The organism is Gordonia amicalis, from assembly GCF_022059885.1.
GTDB classification, from domain to species: Bacteria; Actinomycetota; Actinomycetes; order Mycobacteriales; family Mycobacteriaceae; genus Gordonia; species Gordonia amicalis.
The window spans coordinates 445,880-459,898 of the sequence record NZ_CP091855.1 but is presented as its reverse complement, the minus strand read 5'-3'; the positions used below and the strand labels follow the sequence as shown (position 1 = coordinate 459,898).

General features: G+C 66.2%; 13 protein-coding genes, 1 tRNA gene and 2 pseudogenes. 8 read left to right on the top strand and 8 right to left on the bottom strand.

From position 1 onward, the window contains the following. Positions 1–14 precede the first annotated feature (14 nt). The gene (locus tag IHQ52_RS02120) at positions 15–1,475 is read right to left on the bottom strand and encodes an adenylate/guanylate cyclase domain-containing protein (RefSeq protein WP_081712464.1); all 1,461 of its coding nucleotides are present in this window, start codon (positions 1,473–1,475) and stop codon (positions 15–17) included. A gap of 172 nt (positions 1,476–1,647) precedes the next feature. Here IHQ52_RS02120 and IHQ52_RS02115 point away from each other — a divergent pair, with 172 nt between their 5' ends. Then, on the top strand, positions 1,648–2,934 hold the full coding sequence (locus IHQ52_RS02115; protein WP_096272889.1) for a DNA polymerase III subunit delta': 1,287 nt from the start codon (positions 1,648–1,650) through the stop codon (positions 2,932–2,934). 181 nt (positions 2,935–3,115) lie between these two features. Next, positions 3,116–3,298: a hypothetical protein gene (locus IHQ52_RS02110; RefSeq protein ID WP_024499531.1), complete on the top strand. Its 183-nt coding sequence runs from the start codon at positions 3,116–3,118 to the stop codon at positions 3,296–3,298. 66 nt (positions 3,299–3,364) lie between these two features. On the opposite strand, the pseudogene IHQ52_RS02105 reads toward IHQ52_RS02110, so the two are convergent. Beyond that, positions 3,365–3,532 (bottom strand): annotated as a pseudogene (locus tag IHQ52_RS02105) (alpha/beta fold hydrolase); the annotation flags it as partial. A gap of 54 nt (positions 3,533–3,586) precedes the next feature. Between IHQ52_RS02105 and IHQ52_RS02100 the strand changes: the two are divergent. Then, positions 3,587–3,724, top strand: a pseudogene (locus IHQ52_RS02100) (TetR/AcrR family transcriptional regulator); the annotation flags it as partial. Between the two features lie 243 nt (positions 3,725–3,967). Further along, positions 3,968–4,534, top strand: a complete 567-nt coding sequence (locus IHQ52_RS02095; RefSeq protein ID WP_024499529.1) for a hypothetical protein — start codon at positions 3,968–3,970, stop codon at positions 4,532–4,534. Between the two features lie 446 nt (positions 4,535–4,980). Here IHQ52_RS02095 and IHQ52_RS02090 read toward each other — a convergent pair whose 3' ends face one another. From IHQ52_RS02090 to IHQ52_RS02065, 6 genes are all read right to left on the bottom strand, one after another. Further along, positions 4,981–6,393, bottom strand: coding sequence for an alpha/beta hydrolase family protein (locus tag IHQ52_RS02090; protein WP_024499528.1), 1,413 nt, complete (start codon positions 6,391–6,393; stop codon positions 4,981–4,983). A gap of 341 nt (positions 6,394–6,734) precedes the next feature. Continuing rightward, a tRNA-Thr gene (locus IHQ52_RS02085) sits at positions 6,735–6,810 on the bottom strand. A 171-nt stretch (positions 6,811–6,981) separates the two neighbouring features. Continuing rightward, positions 6,982–7,833 carry an esterase/lipase family protein gene (locus IHQ52_RS02080; protein ID WP_024499527.1) on the bottom strand — a complete coding sequence of 284 codons (852 nt, stop codon included), beginning with the start codon at positions 7,831–7,833 and terminating at the stop codon, positions 6,982–6,984. Positions 7,834–7,880: 47 nt separating this feature from the next. Beyond that, entirely contained in the window at positions 7,881–8,306 is a 426-nt protein-coding gene (locus IHQ52_RS02075) for a VOC family protein (RefSeq protein ID WP_006435059.1), read from the bottom strand. A gap of 60 nt (positions 8,307–8,366) precedes the next feature. Further along, positions 8,367–8,861 carry a helix-turn-helix domain-containing protein gene (locus IHQ52_RS02070; RefSeq protein WP_024499526.1) on the bottom strand — a complete coding sequence of 165 codons (495 nt, stop codon included), beginning with the start codon at positions 8,859–8,861 and terminating at the stop codon, positions 8,367–8,369. 51 nt (positions 8,862–8,912) lie between these two features. Next, complete coding sequence (locus tag IHQ52_RS02065) at positions 8,913–9,494, bottom strand: ASCH domain-containing protein (protein ID WP_024499525.1); 582 nt, start codon at positions 9,492–9,494, stop codon at positions 8,913–8,915. Between the two features lie 660 nt (positions 9,495–10,154). Here IHQ52_RS02065 and IHQ52_RS02060 point away from each other — a divergent pair. The 4 genes from IHQ52_RS02060 (at position 10,155) to IHQ52_RS02040 (ending at position 14,016) form a co-directional block, all read left to right on the top strand. After that, positions 10,155–10,592, top strand: a complete 438-nt coding sequence (locus IHQ52_RS02060) for a DUF8176 domain-containing protein (protein ID WP_232513054.1) — start codon at positions 10,155–10,157, stop codon at positions 10,590–10,592. A 47-nt stretch (positions 10,593–10,639) separates the two neighbouring features. Continuing rightward, positions 10,640–11,827, top strand: a complete 1,188-nt coding sequence (locus IHQ52_RS02055; RefSeq protein ID WP_394854767.1) for a hypothetical protein — start codon at positions 10,640–10,642, stop codon at positions 11,825–11,827. Between the two features lie 704 nt (positions 11,828–12,531). Next, positions 12,532–13,239, top strand: coding sequence for a hypothetical protein (locus IHQ52_RS02045; RefSeq protein WP_024499522.1), 708 nt, complete (start codon positions 12,532–12,534; stop codon positions 13,237–13,239). Positions 13,240–13,344: 105 nt separating this feature from the next. After that, on the top strand, positions 13,345–14,016 hold the full coding sequence (locus IHQ52_RS02040; RefSeq protein ID WP_024499521.1) for a VOC family protein: 672 nt from the start codon (positions 13,345–13,347) through the stop codon (positions 14,014–14,016). The last annotated feature ends 3 nt before the right edge of the window (positions 14,017–14,019 follow it).

Sequence of the window (14,019 nt, the reverse complement as noted above, 5' to 3'; positions counted from 1 at the left end):
GGACGGTGTCGAGGTCAGTCCCTGCGGTAGGGCGCCATGTGTGGGCGTGCGAGGAGGGTCTCGATCCCTCGTCCGCGGAGTTCGACGCCCTCACCGATCTCCCAGTGTTCGGCTTCCTCGTGCGAGGCGAGGAACACCGCGCGGGCCGAACCGAGGACGCGGGTCGGTTCGTCTTTGGCGAGTTCGGTCAGCCGGGCGGCCTCGTTCACCGGGTCGCCGATGACGGTGTATTCGAGGCGCTGTTCGGCGCCGATGTGACCGGCGATCGCCTTACCCGCGGAGACGCCGATTCCGATGTCGGTGTCGCCGAGGGTCTCGTAGAGCTCGGCGCGCAACTCACGTGCGGAGGCCAGCGCGCGCCCGGCGAAGTCGTCGAGGTCGAGCGGAGCGCCGAAGATGGCGAGGGCCGCATCACCCTGGAACTTGTTGACGAAGCCGCCGTGACGTCCGACGACGGCGACGACCACTCGGAAGAACTCGTTGAGCAGTTCGACGATCTCGCGCGGCGGACGGTTCACGGCGAGGCGCGTCGAGCCGACGATGTCGACGAACAGGACGCCGACGTAGCGTTCCTCGCCGCCGAGTTCGGTGCCGGTCTCGATGGCGCGTCGTGCGACGTCCTCGCCGACGTAGCGGCCGAACAGGTTGCGTAGTTCCTGGCGTTCGCGCAGGTCGGCGACCATGTCGTTGAAGCCTGCCTGCAGTAGACCGAGGTCGCTTCCGTCGTAGATCTTCACCGCGACGTTCAGGTCGCCGTCGCTGACCTTCGACTGCGCCCGACGCAGCTGTTTGATCGGGTCGTTGATCGCGGCGACCACTCGCACGATCGCGATGACGCTGAACGCGAGCGCCGACACCGCCATCCACAGGATCGGACGTTCCAGCCCGGTGGAGTCGGCTTCGATGATCCCGAGGCGGTGCAGCACGATCATCCCGATGATCACGACCATCGGCGCCACCACGCTGATCACCCAGAACGCCGTGATCCGGGTGGTCACGCTCGGCGCGATCGCGTGGTCGGGGTTGTTGGCCATCGCCGCGACGGTGATCGGCCGCAGCACCTTTTCGGCCTGCATGTAGCTCAGCGCGCACGTGACCATGGCACCGATGGCGCTCGCGATCGCGACGATGAAGGCGTTCTTGGACGACACCGTCAGATTGACCAGGGTGAACAGCGTGCCACCCACGACCCACAGCGCGGCGTTGACGACCGTCAGCAGGGTGGGCAGGGCGAGAGCGCGGCGTCGGGCGGCCTCGTTGTCGAGTCGCGTGCGTCTGCGATGCCACACGAGGACCGGCAGCGACAGCTGGATACTCGCGTAACCTCCGATGACCATCGCGATCAACAGGTAGCCCGCGAAGATCGCCTGATTCAGCGCGGTGATCTCGTCGAGACTGATCGAGTCCTGGAGTGGCATCCCGAAGCGGAGGAATGCGAAGGTGAACAGCGCGCCGACGAGGTTGGCACGGAGCATGTCGAGCGCGAGAATCGGCCACGGCGTATGAACCAGCCATCGGCCAAGGTGCAGGACCTTGGACCATCGCGACCGCTGTTCCACCACGGAGACTACGGTAGCTGGCTGCTTGCAATCGTTAAACACGGTTCCGCCCCGTTGGCGTGTCCGAACTGCGGTTTAGGGTGTCGTTGTGACCAATGTCTTTGATCGGCTGACCGGCCAAGAGGCGATCGCGGCCGATCTACGTGCCGCCGCCCGGGCCGCGCGGGTCCTCGCACAGGGGCTCGACGCGGGCAGCACCGAAGGTCTGTTCCTCCCCGACGACGAGATCCCGGGTGTCGATGCGGGATGGTCACGCGCGTCGATGACGCATTCCTGGCTCTTCACCGGACCGCCGGGGAGCGGCCGTTCGGTGGCCGCGACCTGTTTCGCGGCCGCACTGCAGTGCCAGACCCCCGACTCCGCGAACGTCGGCTGCGGCGAATGCCGCGCCTGCGTGACGGTCATGGCCAAGACCCACGCCGACGTCCGACACGTCGTGCCCGAAGGCCTGAGTCTCGCGGTCGGCGCGATGCGCGACATCGTGCAGGCCGCCGCACGACGCCCCGGAACCGGTCGCTGGCAGATCGTCATCGTCGAGGACGCCGACCGTCTCACCGAGCAGGCAGCGAATGCGCTCCTGAAGGTCGTCGAGGAGCCGCCACCGCGCACGGTGTTCCTGTTGTGTGCGCCGTCGGTGGACCCCGAGGACATCTCGGTGACCCTGCGGTCGCGATGCCGGCATGTCGCGCTGGTGACGCCGACGACCGCCGACATCGAACGCGTCCTCGTCGAACGCGACGGACTCGACCCGGAGCAGGCCCACTGGGCGGCGTCGGTCTGCGGCGGTCACATCGGTCGCGCCCGACGCCTCGCCACCGACCCCGACGCTCGTTCCCAGCGCGAGAAGGCGCTGGCGCTGGCACGGGCGGCGTCCCGGGATTCCACCGCCTACGCCGCGGCAGAGGAGTTGGTGCGGTCGGCGGAGGCCGCTGCCAAGGCGATCAGTGCCGAACTCGACGGGGCCGAGACCGAGCAGATGAAGACTGCGCTCGGCGCCGGCGGAACCGGCAAGGGAACCGCCCGGATGCCCCGCGGCAGCGCCGGCGCGCTGAAGGAACTGGAGAAGCGTCAGAAGTCGCGGGCCACGCGCGTCGGACGCGATGTCCTCGACCGTGCCCTCGTCGACCTCGCCGCGCTGTTTCGTGACGCGCTCGTCGTCGGGGTCGGGGCAAAGGTGACCGCGATGCACCCCGACAAGTCCGACGACATCTCGATACCCCTGGCCGGCTATGCCCGGCCCGAGCAGTTGCTGTCGTGCGTCGAGGCCGTTCTCGACTGCCGGGAGGCGCTGGACATGAACGTGAAGCCCAAGTTCGCGGTCGACGACATGGTCGCCAGGATCGGGTTGGCGCTCAAACGCAGGGTTGACGCCTGACGCGGTTCGGCGAGCGCCACCTCGATGTCTTGTCTGCTCGTCTCGGCGATGCCGTACGTGACCAGCAGCGTGGTGACCCATCAAGGAGATCGATGAGGAGAACCCCGTTCTGAAGAAGTGGCCGGCCCTATCATGGGTGGACGGTCGCGGGCCGTGCAGTCGATGAGCAAGGGAGCAGGCGATGTCCGACTTCATCCGCAAGATCAAGGAAGAGGCCAAAGCCGTCTCGGCCGCCATCGACCAGGAACTGACGGTCCTCGAAGGGGTTCCGGGGTACGACCCGCTGGCGGATGAGAAGGACGTGGAAGCCGCCGCCGACGAGCCCACCGCCGCCGACGAGGCCGAGGGCGAGCCGAGCAGGTAGACATGACGCACCGGCCGCCGGGTGGGGTCTCCCGCCCGGCGGCCGTCGTGCGTCATGGGCCCGGCTTCACTTCTGGACGAACCGCAGCAGGGCCTCGTTGACCTCGACGGCGTGCGTCCACAGCAGTCCGTGGGGAGCATCCTCGATCTCGACGTACTCAGCCGCCGGCACGGCTTCGTGGAAGCGGCGGCCGGTGGCGTCGATCGGCAGGATGTTGTCCGCGGTGCCGTGCACATGGGGTGCACGCGGTCGGGATGGACAAGGTGCGCGACGCGCCGGAAAGGCTACGGGCCGCCGAGACTTGCCGCGCAACTGTCGATCCTGGCGGAGGGGGCCCAGACGACCGCCGCGATCGCCGGCACCGCACAGGCTGCCGACGACGCGCGGAGTGCCGCCGAAATCCTGATCGATCAGGCTCTCGAATAAGTTGTCACTTGTTCGGAGGAATGGTCCGCCAAGCAATTAGTGGGTCATTTGAACCAATTGTTGAGGCATTCTGGTCGATTGATCTATCCGGAACGAATTTGGGCCATGATCGGTGATTGTTGAAACGGTATCCCGCCGAATCTCTAATTCGGTCTGCTAATGTTCCCGAGTAATCAACCCGTTGGAGAGTGCCTTCGGCACATGTTGACGCGCAACGGATCAGGGGCTGGGAAGGGTATGTGGATGCGATTCACGAAGGTGGCGACAGTAGGAATCGGGGTGGCGGCTGCGGCTGCGATGGGGTTCTCCGGATCGGGAGAGGCATCGGCAGCGCTGCTTCTGTCGTCGTCGTACCCTCACACACAATCCCTCAGTAATGGCACGGTGGCCGTGAAGGTGACCAACAAGACGTCGAAGACGGCGACGTGCTGGCTGTCCGTCCACAAGGCGAGCGACGAGACCGAACTCAAGATGCGCGCCACCGCCGTCAACGCGATCATCGCCACCGGCATCGAGTCCGGGCTGCTCGACAGCGCTCGTGAGGATGCAGCCGAAGGTGCGCTCAAGGTCGTGTGGAACGGCAAGAGCATCGCCGAGGACGGCTCGTCGACCGGACAGTGGGCCTCGGGTCGGACCGACACGTCGTATGCGATCTACCAGGAGTGCACGACCCCCGATCCGATCCTCGGGTTGACGATCAACGGCCTCGCGCAGGTCTACACCGTGACCGGAACCGGCAAGTCTCCTGACTCGCCTGACGATTCGGGCAACGGCAGCCTCGCAGGTCTGTTCGGCGGACTCCTCGGATAGTTCCTCGGACGGTGGGGGATCGGCGGGCCGAGACCTCTTGACCCCCGGCGTCAATGTCACATCGCTGCTCTGGGTGCATTGCTGTGCCCGCACGAAATCAGACACTCAATTCCCCGACGTTGTCGATCTTGTCGGGGTGTGCCTACGACACGTGTTGTAGGGCAATGAATCACGTGTCCGAAAGGGAACAGATGCGGTTTTCGCGGATGGCGCTGGCCGGAATCGGAGTGGCGGCTGGAGCCGCGGTGGCATTCACCGGGAGCGGAGAGGCTTCGGCGGCGCTGCTCCTGCCTTCGTGCAGGTCTACAAGGTGACCGGAACCGGTAAGGCTCCCGATAACCCGGGTGGTGGCGGCACTGGTGGTGGTGACACCGGTGGTGGCGACTCGGGCAACGGAAGCCTGGGAAATCTGTTCGGGTCGAGCTGATCCACTGGCCGGTTGGGGATCAGGCGGCCTCGCGGCCCGTCGAATCCCCACCGGCCGAGCTTGTTTCGGCGGAGTCCGACTTCTCCCGGTCCGTCCCGGCGTCCGATGAGTCGTCACCGCCGGTCGGTGAACCGGAGTCCCCGGCTCCGCTGTCTCCGGAGTCCGGTTTCTCCGAACCCGAGCCCGAACCCGAATCCTCAGAGTCAGGCGCTTCGGTGCCGCCGGGGCGGTCGTCGGCATCTCCGCTGCCGGGCTCGCCCTCGCCGCGGCCATCTGCGGGCGTCCGATCGTCGGTGGGGACGTCCTCGGCCGGCGGAACGATCCCCCCCGGCACGAACCCGCCGGATCTCGGCGGGTCACCCGGCTTCTCCGCGCCCGTCGCCACCTCGGACGGAACGGTGACGGTGTAACCATCGCCCGGTCGGTCCTGCTTGACCGAATCCACTGCTGTCACCGGCACCGCTGCGGTGTCGGGGTTCGGTGCCTGGGTCGGGTAGTAGGCCTCGGCGAGTTCGTCCCAACGAGCGAGGTCGTCCTTGTCGTAGGTGATCCCGAGCCGGTCGTGGACGGCAGCCACCAACAGCGCCAGGGGATGCGCGGCGTCGTAGACCAGGTATGTCGTGTTGCCGCTCTTGTACTCCTTCGGGTCACCCAGTCGTTCGACGTCGCCGTACGTGTGCGGTCCGGTGCCCGAGTGGATGGTGAGGAAGCCGGCCGCATTGACGATGAGCGACGCGACGGGCCGGTACGACACCCACTGGAAGTTGCTGACCGGGTCGCCGACGATGATCACCGACACGACCTCGACCTTGCCGGTGGCCTCCGGGTCGCGTGCGCCGTTCGCCTCGATCCCGGCCGCCTCGACGATCGGCTTGAGCCACGGCATGGCGTCGAGCCAGGCCTTGATGCCCCAGGGGCTCCGCGGGTCGGAGACCAGGACGACCATGTCCTTGCCCGGGACGAAGAAGTCGTCGTCGTAGGCCCGTGGGTTCTCGGCGGCATCGCCGAGTACGTCGGCGCCCTGCGAATAGCCGGTGTAGACGACGAACGGGCGGTCCTCGCCCATCTCGGCGAACGCGGCCATCACGGCCAGGTTCTGGTTCATCGCATGCTCTTTGGACTCGTCGTAGCCGGGCGAGAACGGAGCGATGGTGTTCGAGCGGCCGGCGATGACGGGTCCGAAGGACTCGGTGTAGTTGACGATGAGGGCCTGGCGGTTGCCGGCGTACGGGAGATTGCGCGGCATCAGCATGGTGTCGTCGGTCCCGGGTGTGACGACCATGATGGTGTCGTCGGGCAGGTCGGCGAAGATGTCGCTCGTGTTGTCGTGTTGGGTGGCTTCGCGGACGACGCCGCGGTCGATGAGGGATTCGACCACGGCGGTGACGTTCGTCGAGGCGACGGCGATCGGCACGACGGTGGCGAGAGACAATGCGCTGATCGTCAGCGAGGTGGCTGTCGCTCGCGACGGTTTACGAGGTGTTATGGCAGTCCGCGCCGGTTGAGACCGGTGCTTTCGTCCGCGACGTGCCCCCAATTGACCTCCTACAGTCGCATGGAGTGTAAGGAGCAGTGGGCTCGGAGTCTGTCATCCGAACGGATTAACGGGGCATACCTGGCACCGAATTATCTTTGCATCGCTAAGGGTTTAGCGGGCGGAAGATTCACTTGAAGGGCGGAAGAGGCTTCGGGTGTGCCTTCGGTAGTGGCGTGAGGGAGTGAATCCGTCGATGCGGGGAAGCGTCGTACGAGGGTCGAATCGTACGATCCTGGTGGAGCCGCCCAGGGGAATCGAACCCCTGACCTATTCATTACGAGTGAATTGCTCTACCGACTGAGCTAGGGCGGCGTGCTACGCGAGGCAGCGCAGACGAGTCTAGCGAGTCGATCGCCCGCAACAAAAACCGGCCCAGCTGTGCTGCCCCGCGCGTCGCCGCGCAGAATCGGCACCTGCGCGAAGAAGCGCCAGTTACAGCTGACGAACGGGCGTTGACCTGGAGATTCTGTGGCGGGTCGGGACTCAGAACGGGTAGTCGGAGCCGCACACCACCGGCACACGGTGGTCGGGGTCGAGCGCATTGCGGACGAGTGCGGCGACGGTCGGGGAGTAGGCCATGCCGACGTGACCGATCTTCGACGCCGGGCACACGTCCTGGACCAAGATGTTGACGACGTTCGGACCAGGTGTCATCAGCGTGACCTGGTACGGCGTCGAGATCTCGTCGTACCTGGTTGCGAAGTTGACGTAGTCGATCGACGGGTGCCGCGGGCCCCAGTAGCTCTGGCCGGGCGCCCGCGCCGGGAGTCGGTCGGTGATCGAGCCGACGCGGGAGAACCCCTGGTGTGATGCCGACAGCGCGATGATGGTGTCCACCTGCGCGGCGCGGCCGGGGAGTTGGGTCACGAGCTGGGCGATCGCTCCGCCCTGGCTGTGGCCGATGAGGTCGACCTTGGAGGCGCCGGTGGCGGCGAGGACCTTGTCGATGAACGGCGCGACCTGACGCGCGGATCGCTCCTTGTTGCCGAGGCCGCCGGTGGTGCCACTCCACGACGCCTGACCGTAGGTCGTGCTGAAGACGCAATACCCGGCGTTGGCGAGGGTCGGGGCGAGGTAGGCCCAGTTCGCGCTCTGGTTCATCGCGGTGGCATGCAGCAGGACGATAGGGTCGCGCCCTTCTCGATCCCGGCAGCCGAACCGGTTGCTGCCGGCCGGCGACTCGGTTGCCGGACCCAGGTAGTGCGCGGCGATCGCCTCGTCGGGATTCGTGGTGACCGGGAAGGGCGCGGCCTGCGCGGCGCCCGGGACGAGCAGCACGCAGGCCGCGGCAAGCGCGGTCGCGGCGGCGGCGAGGCCTGATCGGAGACGGCTCATGGGAGCATTGTCGCCCACGACCGTCGGCGCGACAGGCACTCTCGGACCTACGCGAGAATTTCGGCCATCTGCGTCAGGCGGATGCTGTTGCCCGACGGGTCCCGGAAGCCCGCGTCGATCCCGTATGGCCGCTCTTCGGGCTTCTCGGTGAATTCGACGCCGCGGGCGGACAATGCCTCGTAATCGGCCCGGCAGTCGTCGGTGGTGAGGAAGACGGTCCCCGCGAAACCCTTGGACATCAGGCTGTGGATCTCACCGGAAATCTCGGCCTCGAAGGCAGGCGGACCGGGGATGTCCATCAGCACGATGGAGACGTCGTCCTGTCCGGGCGGGCCGACGGTGAGCCAGCGGAACCCGCCCATTTCCGGGAGCGAGACGTCCGAGCGGACCTCCATCCCGACCTTCGTCGTCCAGAATTCCAGGGCCTCGTCCTGGTCATGGACCCACAGCTGAGCGCTGGCGATACGAATCATGGTGTGCACCTTTCGAATTGGTTCGTGGTCGGGCGTGTTCTCCCGGTGGTGGAACCAAAGTTACGGCCGCGCGGGTGCGGCGGTCTTCTTCCCGTGTGCTGTCTTCGGAAGCTGCTCGGCCGGCGCTGCGGACGGTTCCGGACGTTCGACGCGACTCGACGGTCCGGGCCGCGAGTAGACCCGCAACACACACGCGGGTACGTGAGCATAGGTGGCCGCGGGTGGGAACGAATCACGGTACGCGGTCGGCGTCTTGCCGAATGCGCGCGTGAAGCTCGTGGTGAACGATCCGACGCTCGACAGTCCCACCGACATGCAGATGTCGGCCACTGTGCGATCCGTCGACCGCAACATCGCTGCGGCCCGCTCGAGTCGCCGGGTCTGCAGGTAGGAATGCGGGGATTGGCCGAATGCGGCGGTGAACGCGCGCGAGAAGTGTGCGCGGGACAGCTTTGCCGCGGCGGCCATGTCGTCGACGGTCAGCGGTTCGGCGAACCGGACGTCGGCGAGATCCTTGGCGCGCAGCAGGTGGCGCGCCGGATGTGCGCTGGACATGGATTGATTATGCCGATCCCGCGATGACCCCGCGCCCTGTTCGACCGTCGGCTAGGTGACATCGCGACGGAGGAATTCGACGCCGCGCGGGGACAGTTCGTAGCCCACCTCGAGGCTCTCGGTCAGCCCGAGTTTCTTCAGCTTGGTGACGTCGTTCTTGAAACCCGCTCGGTCCCTGCCGAGTTCGACCGCGAGTTCGGTGGACACGACGCCGGGCCGGCGGGCGATGATCGCGAGGGTGTCCCGTGTCCAGGGTCCGTGTTCGGAGCGAGTGTCCATTCGATCGAGCCGCGAACGGATCTCCGCGACAGCGTCGTCGGAGAGATCGTCGTCGGCGCGCAGTGCGATCCGGGGATCCTCCCCGATGCAACGCAGTCCGATCCGGTAGGTCGGATTATCGGTGTTGACGCACAGCGTCGCCCGTATCGCATCGGCGTCCTCGTAGCCTGCCCGGCGGGCGTCCTCCGTGCTGAGCTGCGCGGGATCGACTCGCTCGAGGGACGTCACCTCGATGACGTGTGTCAGGGCGATGAAGCTCGATCCGGGACGGATGCGGGGACGCCCCCAGCGACGGAAGGCGAGGTCGACGGAACCGTCGGCGACCCCGCGCGCCACTGCAGCTGTGAGAAGCACGCCTCCGACCGTAGCGAGCGCGTTGGGGTCGCGCTGAGAGTCGGGATGAGTGCCTGTCGTGCCTGTGGATGACACCTGAGATGTTGCTGAGAGCTGTTGTAGGGTGACCCGAGATCAGCGACGGCAGTGCCGGCGCCACGGGGGGATCTTCCTTTGGTGTCGTGTCGTCGCGTGCACAACTGACAACGACGATCACCAGCCGGGGGAGGGGGTCTCATGGTGCTGCAGCGTCCGCAGTCTTTGTGGTTCCCCGACGTTGCCGCCTGGCCGTCCTCCGGTGCCACGCCGGCGGTCGATCTGGCCGCTCACCTGGCTCGATTCCGATCCGTCGACGCAGTTCAGAGCGATGCCGGCGGCACGGCCGTGGCGGTGCTCGGCGCTCCGGCCACTTCTGTCGGGCGATCGGTGACGAGGGGTGAAACCCCCGTGGCCGCGGTTCCCGAGAAGCCCTCTTCCGATCTCGACTCCTTCCTCGCCGAGGCCGAGAGATCGGTCCGCGCGAAGCGAAAGGCCGTGTCCGGCATCGCTCCCGGGTGGCGCCGATTACTGGGTTCGGGACCGCGGATCGCGGGTGCGGCAGCTGCAGTTCTTGTGATTCTGACCACAGGCGTTGTCGCAATCTCGATGACTGGTGCCGACTCCGGGCGCTCCGCTGTGGCTGTGGAAACCTCCGAATCCGCCTCGCCGACCGAGGGGCCGACGACGTCGGCGGTCGCCCGCAACCCGGCGTGTGCGCAGCGTCCCGTCGGGTCGGGGACGACGGTGTCGAACGACGACGAGAAGGGCGACCAGGAGTCCGGTCCGGGCGCGATCCGCGCGTTCAACCACGCCTACTACGTACTGCGCTCGGCGAAAGCCGCACGCGCGGTTGCCGCCCCGGGTGCCGTCGCCTCCGAGTACGTCATGCAGCAGTACATCGATCAACGCCCGATCGGCACGCGGCACTGTCTGAAGATCACCGAACGGGCTCCCGGTGAGTACTCCGTCGTGCTCACCGAGTTGCAGCCCGACGCGGCGCCCATCACCTATCGCCAGGTCATCCGCACGTCGACGACGGGCGGCAAGACGTTCATCCAGTCCATCAGGTCCGTCGAATGAGTTCACGCGCAGCGTCATCGGGAGTCGCGCAGAAAGGTTGTACCGAGATGTCTCAGAGTCGTGGTCGGCATCGTAGGCGTCGGAGGCCGAGTGGTCCGGTTCTGTCGGTGACGTCTGCTGTTGTGGCGGTGTCGATCACGGCTGGTGCGGGTGCGGCGTTTGCTGTTCCGGAGCAGGGTGGTACCGATCCGTCGGATTCGGTGCCGGGTCAGGGTGGTACGAGTCCGTCTGATGTTGCGCCGGGTGCTCCGGCTCCGGGTGACACGGTGGTGCAGCCTGTGGTGGTGCCGGGTCCGGGTTCGGTTCCGGGTCCGCCGGTGGAGGCTCCGTATCGTTCGTACGACGATGCGAGTTCGTGGAGTTATGAGCGGCCGTATTCGCCGGTGATCACCAATCCTGTTGTGCCGCAGGTTGCTCCGCCGGTGCGTCCGATTGCGCCGCCGCCGGACAAGATTCGTGCGGGCAACTTCGTGACCGATATTCCTGAGGGTCTGTCGGACAAGGATGTGAACTCGATCAATGCGTGGTCGGCGTATGGCGAGGCGAAGATTGCTCAGGGTTTGATCTCGGTGGGTGTGCCGGAGGACGAGGCGAGTCGTCGGGCAGCTGCGACGATCATCGGTGTCATGGCCGGCGGTACGGCAGGTGCTGTCGCGCTGGGTATTCCGTCGGCGGTGGTTGGTGCTGTTGGTGGGGCTGGGGTCGGTGCGATCGCTGGTCTGGGAGTCAGCTGGATCACTACCGCTGGTGCAACGGCTTTCTTTGATGTGCCTGTCGGCGCTGGAATCGGTGCTGCAGTTGGCGGGATCGGGGCTGGCGCAGCCGGTGCAGCGCTCGGCTTCGCGATCGGTGGCACCGCTGGTGGTCTCCTCGCTTACTCCCTCGGGGCTGGTGATCCGGGTGCCAACCCGGATGAGCCGTGGAGGCAGAACCGCCCTCGGCATGCGGCGCCTGAGGTAAAAGAAGAGAATCAGTTTGAGTTTCACCTCTCGCCGGCCGAAGCGCGTCGCTCTGGCCTTCCGGCTGTTGACTATGTCGTCAACAGCCGCGGGGATGTGAATCTCAAGGTTGGGGCATCGGCGGTGAAATGGTCTGCTGCGCAGGCCAGGTCGCCCTATTCGGTCTTTGGCGAGGGCGCAGAGAAGTCCGTCCGGGACTGGACCAGGGCGCAATCGGACGGCTTGAAGAACGCCATCCCCGGCAGTGAAGTCCTCTGGCCGACGGAGAATGAATAGTCCTATGACGAGCGCTAGAGCGACAGCCCCACACCCAGTCCGTCGAACACATGCAAGTGTTCAGCACACGATCGAGTTCACCCCGCGGATGGGTCGCGCCGGAGAGAAGAGCATGCGACGGACAAGTGGAGGATTGAGATGAGAAGACTGTTCATCGGATTGATTGCTGGAGTTAGCGTGATCGTGTCCACCGGCATAGGGGCGGGTGGTGCGGCCGCTGCGCCCATCCCGAACATCGCGCTCTACGGCCATAATCTCGCGACAATGGGAGACCATTCCCTGTGCCGTGGCACTGTCAACCTCGCGATTCACACTCCACAGAACAAGCGCGGCGTGGTTCGTGTGACTGCACGGTCACTCGGATTCGGTGGTGACGGCGCCAGCTGGAAACGAAATCCAAAGTGCCGAGTACTATTCCAGACGACTTACACCAGTCTTCGGGGCTATGCACTGCACAAATGGGTGCCAGCAACGTTCGGTCCCCGTCCCGGTGAGAAGACAGAATGGGATGTCCCGACCGGATCGGGTCCGGCGACCATCGGTATCACGACGTACGCGGTGAACAATCCGGTCAGGACACCCACAGGTGGTCTCGTGGGTTTCCACATGCTTGTCCCGTAGAAGTACTCGTGTGTCAGATGACGAGCCTGCATGAACTCGCTTGACCACGGCAACCAGCCGCGAACTCCGTACCCTGATCGACGATGACTGGCCTGATACAGCCGCGCGACGGCGACCCGCAATCTTGGGATGAGCGGGCCGTCGTCGTTTGTGGAACCGCGGGCGGGGTCGGCACGTCTGTCGTGTCGGCCCTCCTCGCCGAACATCGCGCCGCGTCGACCCTCGGCCTGCTGTCGTGGTGGGTCGACGCGTCCGGCAACGACTGCGACATCGAGCTCCGACTCCGCGGAACTGGCAACGAAGAGCTGCTGCGCACCGCGTCGGGCACTGGTCTCTGGCTGCCTCCCGAGGAGGCGGCAGTCACCGACGCTGTGGTGGAGGTATGGCGGCAGGGCGCGGTGCCGGTCGTCGACGCCGGGGCGCACCCGCTCACGCTGCTGCCCGAACTCGCCGAAGACGACCTCCCGAACCTCACGCCGGTGCTCGTGATCAGCCCACGACCCGACCTGCTCAACCGGGCACGGGTCATCTTCACCGAATGGGACCGCGCGGGGGTGCTCGAGCGCACCGTCGTCGTGATCGGGTCCCAGCTTCCGGTGCCACAGCAGAAAGGCCTCGCGGACATGCTGGTCGGGGTCGTCTCCGGGGCGGTCGGCACGGTGATCGGCCTCGACTACGACCCGGTCATCGGCGCCGGGACCGCACTGGACCAGGACGCTCGACGCGGGTTTCTGCCTGCGACGGCCGAGGCGATCGCGAAACTGGCCGCAGCGACGTCGAACCAGCGCTGACAACGTTTCCACAGTGCGGGCTGAGTGCCGGAATCCGGCACTGAGCCCGCACTCTGTGTCAGCACCCCTTTCGCATCCGCGGTCCAGCAGGCAGCATGGGGGAGTATGACCGGCTCAACACGCAGTCCGCTGTCCCGTGCCCAGGCAACCGAAGCCGTACCCGATCCCTGGCGGGTGATCGGGTACAAGCTCCAGGCGGCCTATCGCACCGGTTCGATGGTGCGAGGTCTCGAGTTCATCACCAAGATCGTCGACGCGGCCGAGGCGGCGAACCACCACCCCGACATCGATCTGCGCTACGGCTCAGTGCATCTCGTTCTCACAACGCACAGTGCCCACCAGCTGACCGAGGCCGACGTCGCACTGGCGAACCGCATCGCGGGCATCGCGATCGAGATGGGCCTCGAGACGTTCCCCGAGCCCGCCGGCCAGTTCGACGTGGGGATCGACGCGCAGGACATCGAGGCCATCCGACCGTTCTGGAGGGCGGTGCTCGGCTATTCCGACGCGGTGGGTGACGAGTCCGTCGATCTGATCGATCCTGCCGGACGTCTGCCTGCCGTCTGGTTCCAGCAGATGGATTCCCCACGACCGGAACGCAACCGGGTGCACTTCGATCTGTGGGTGCCCCACGACGAGGTACACGAACGCCTGCAGGCAGCGATCACCGCGGGTGGCCAGCTACTGACCGATGAGTACGCGCCCGCGTGGTGGGTTCTCGCCGACACCGAAGGCAACGAGATCTGCCTGTGTACCTGGCAGGAACGGACCGACTGACGG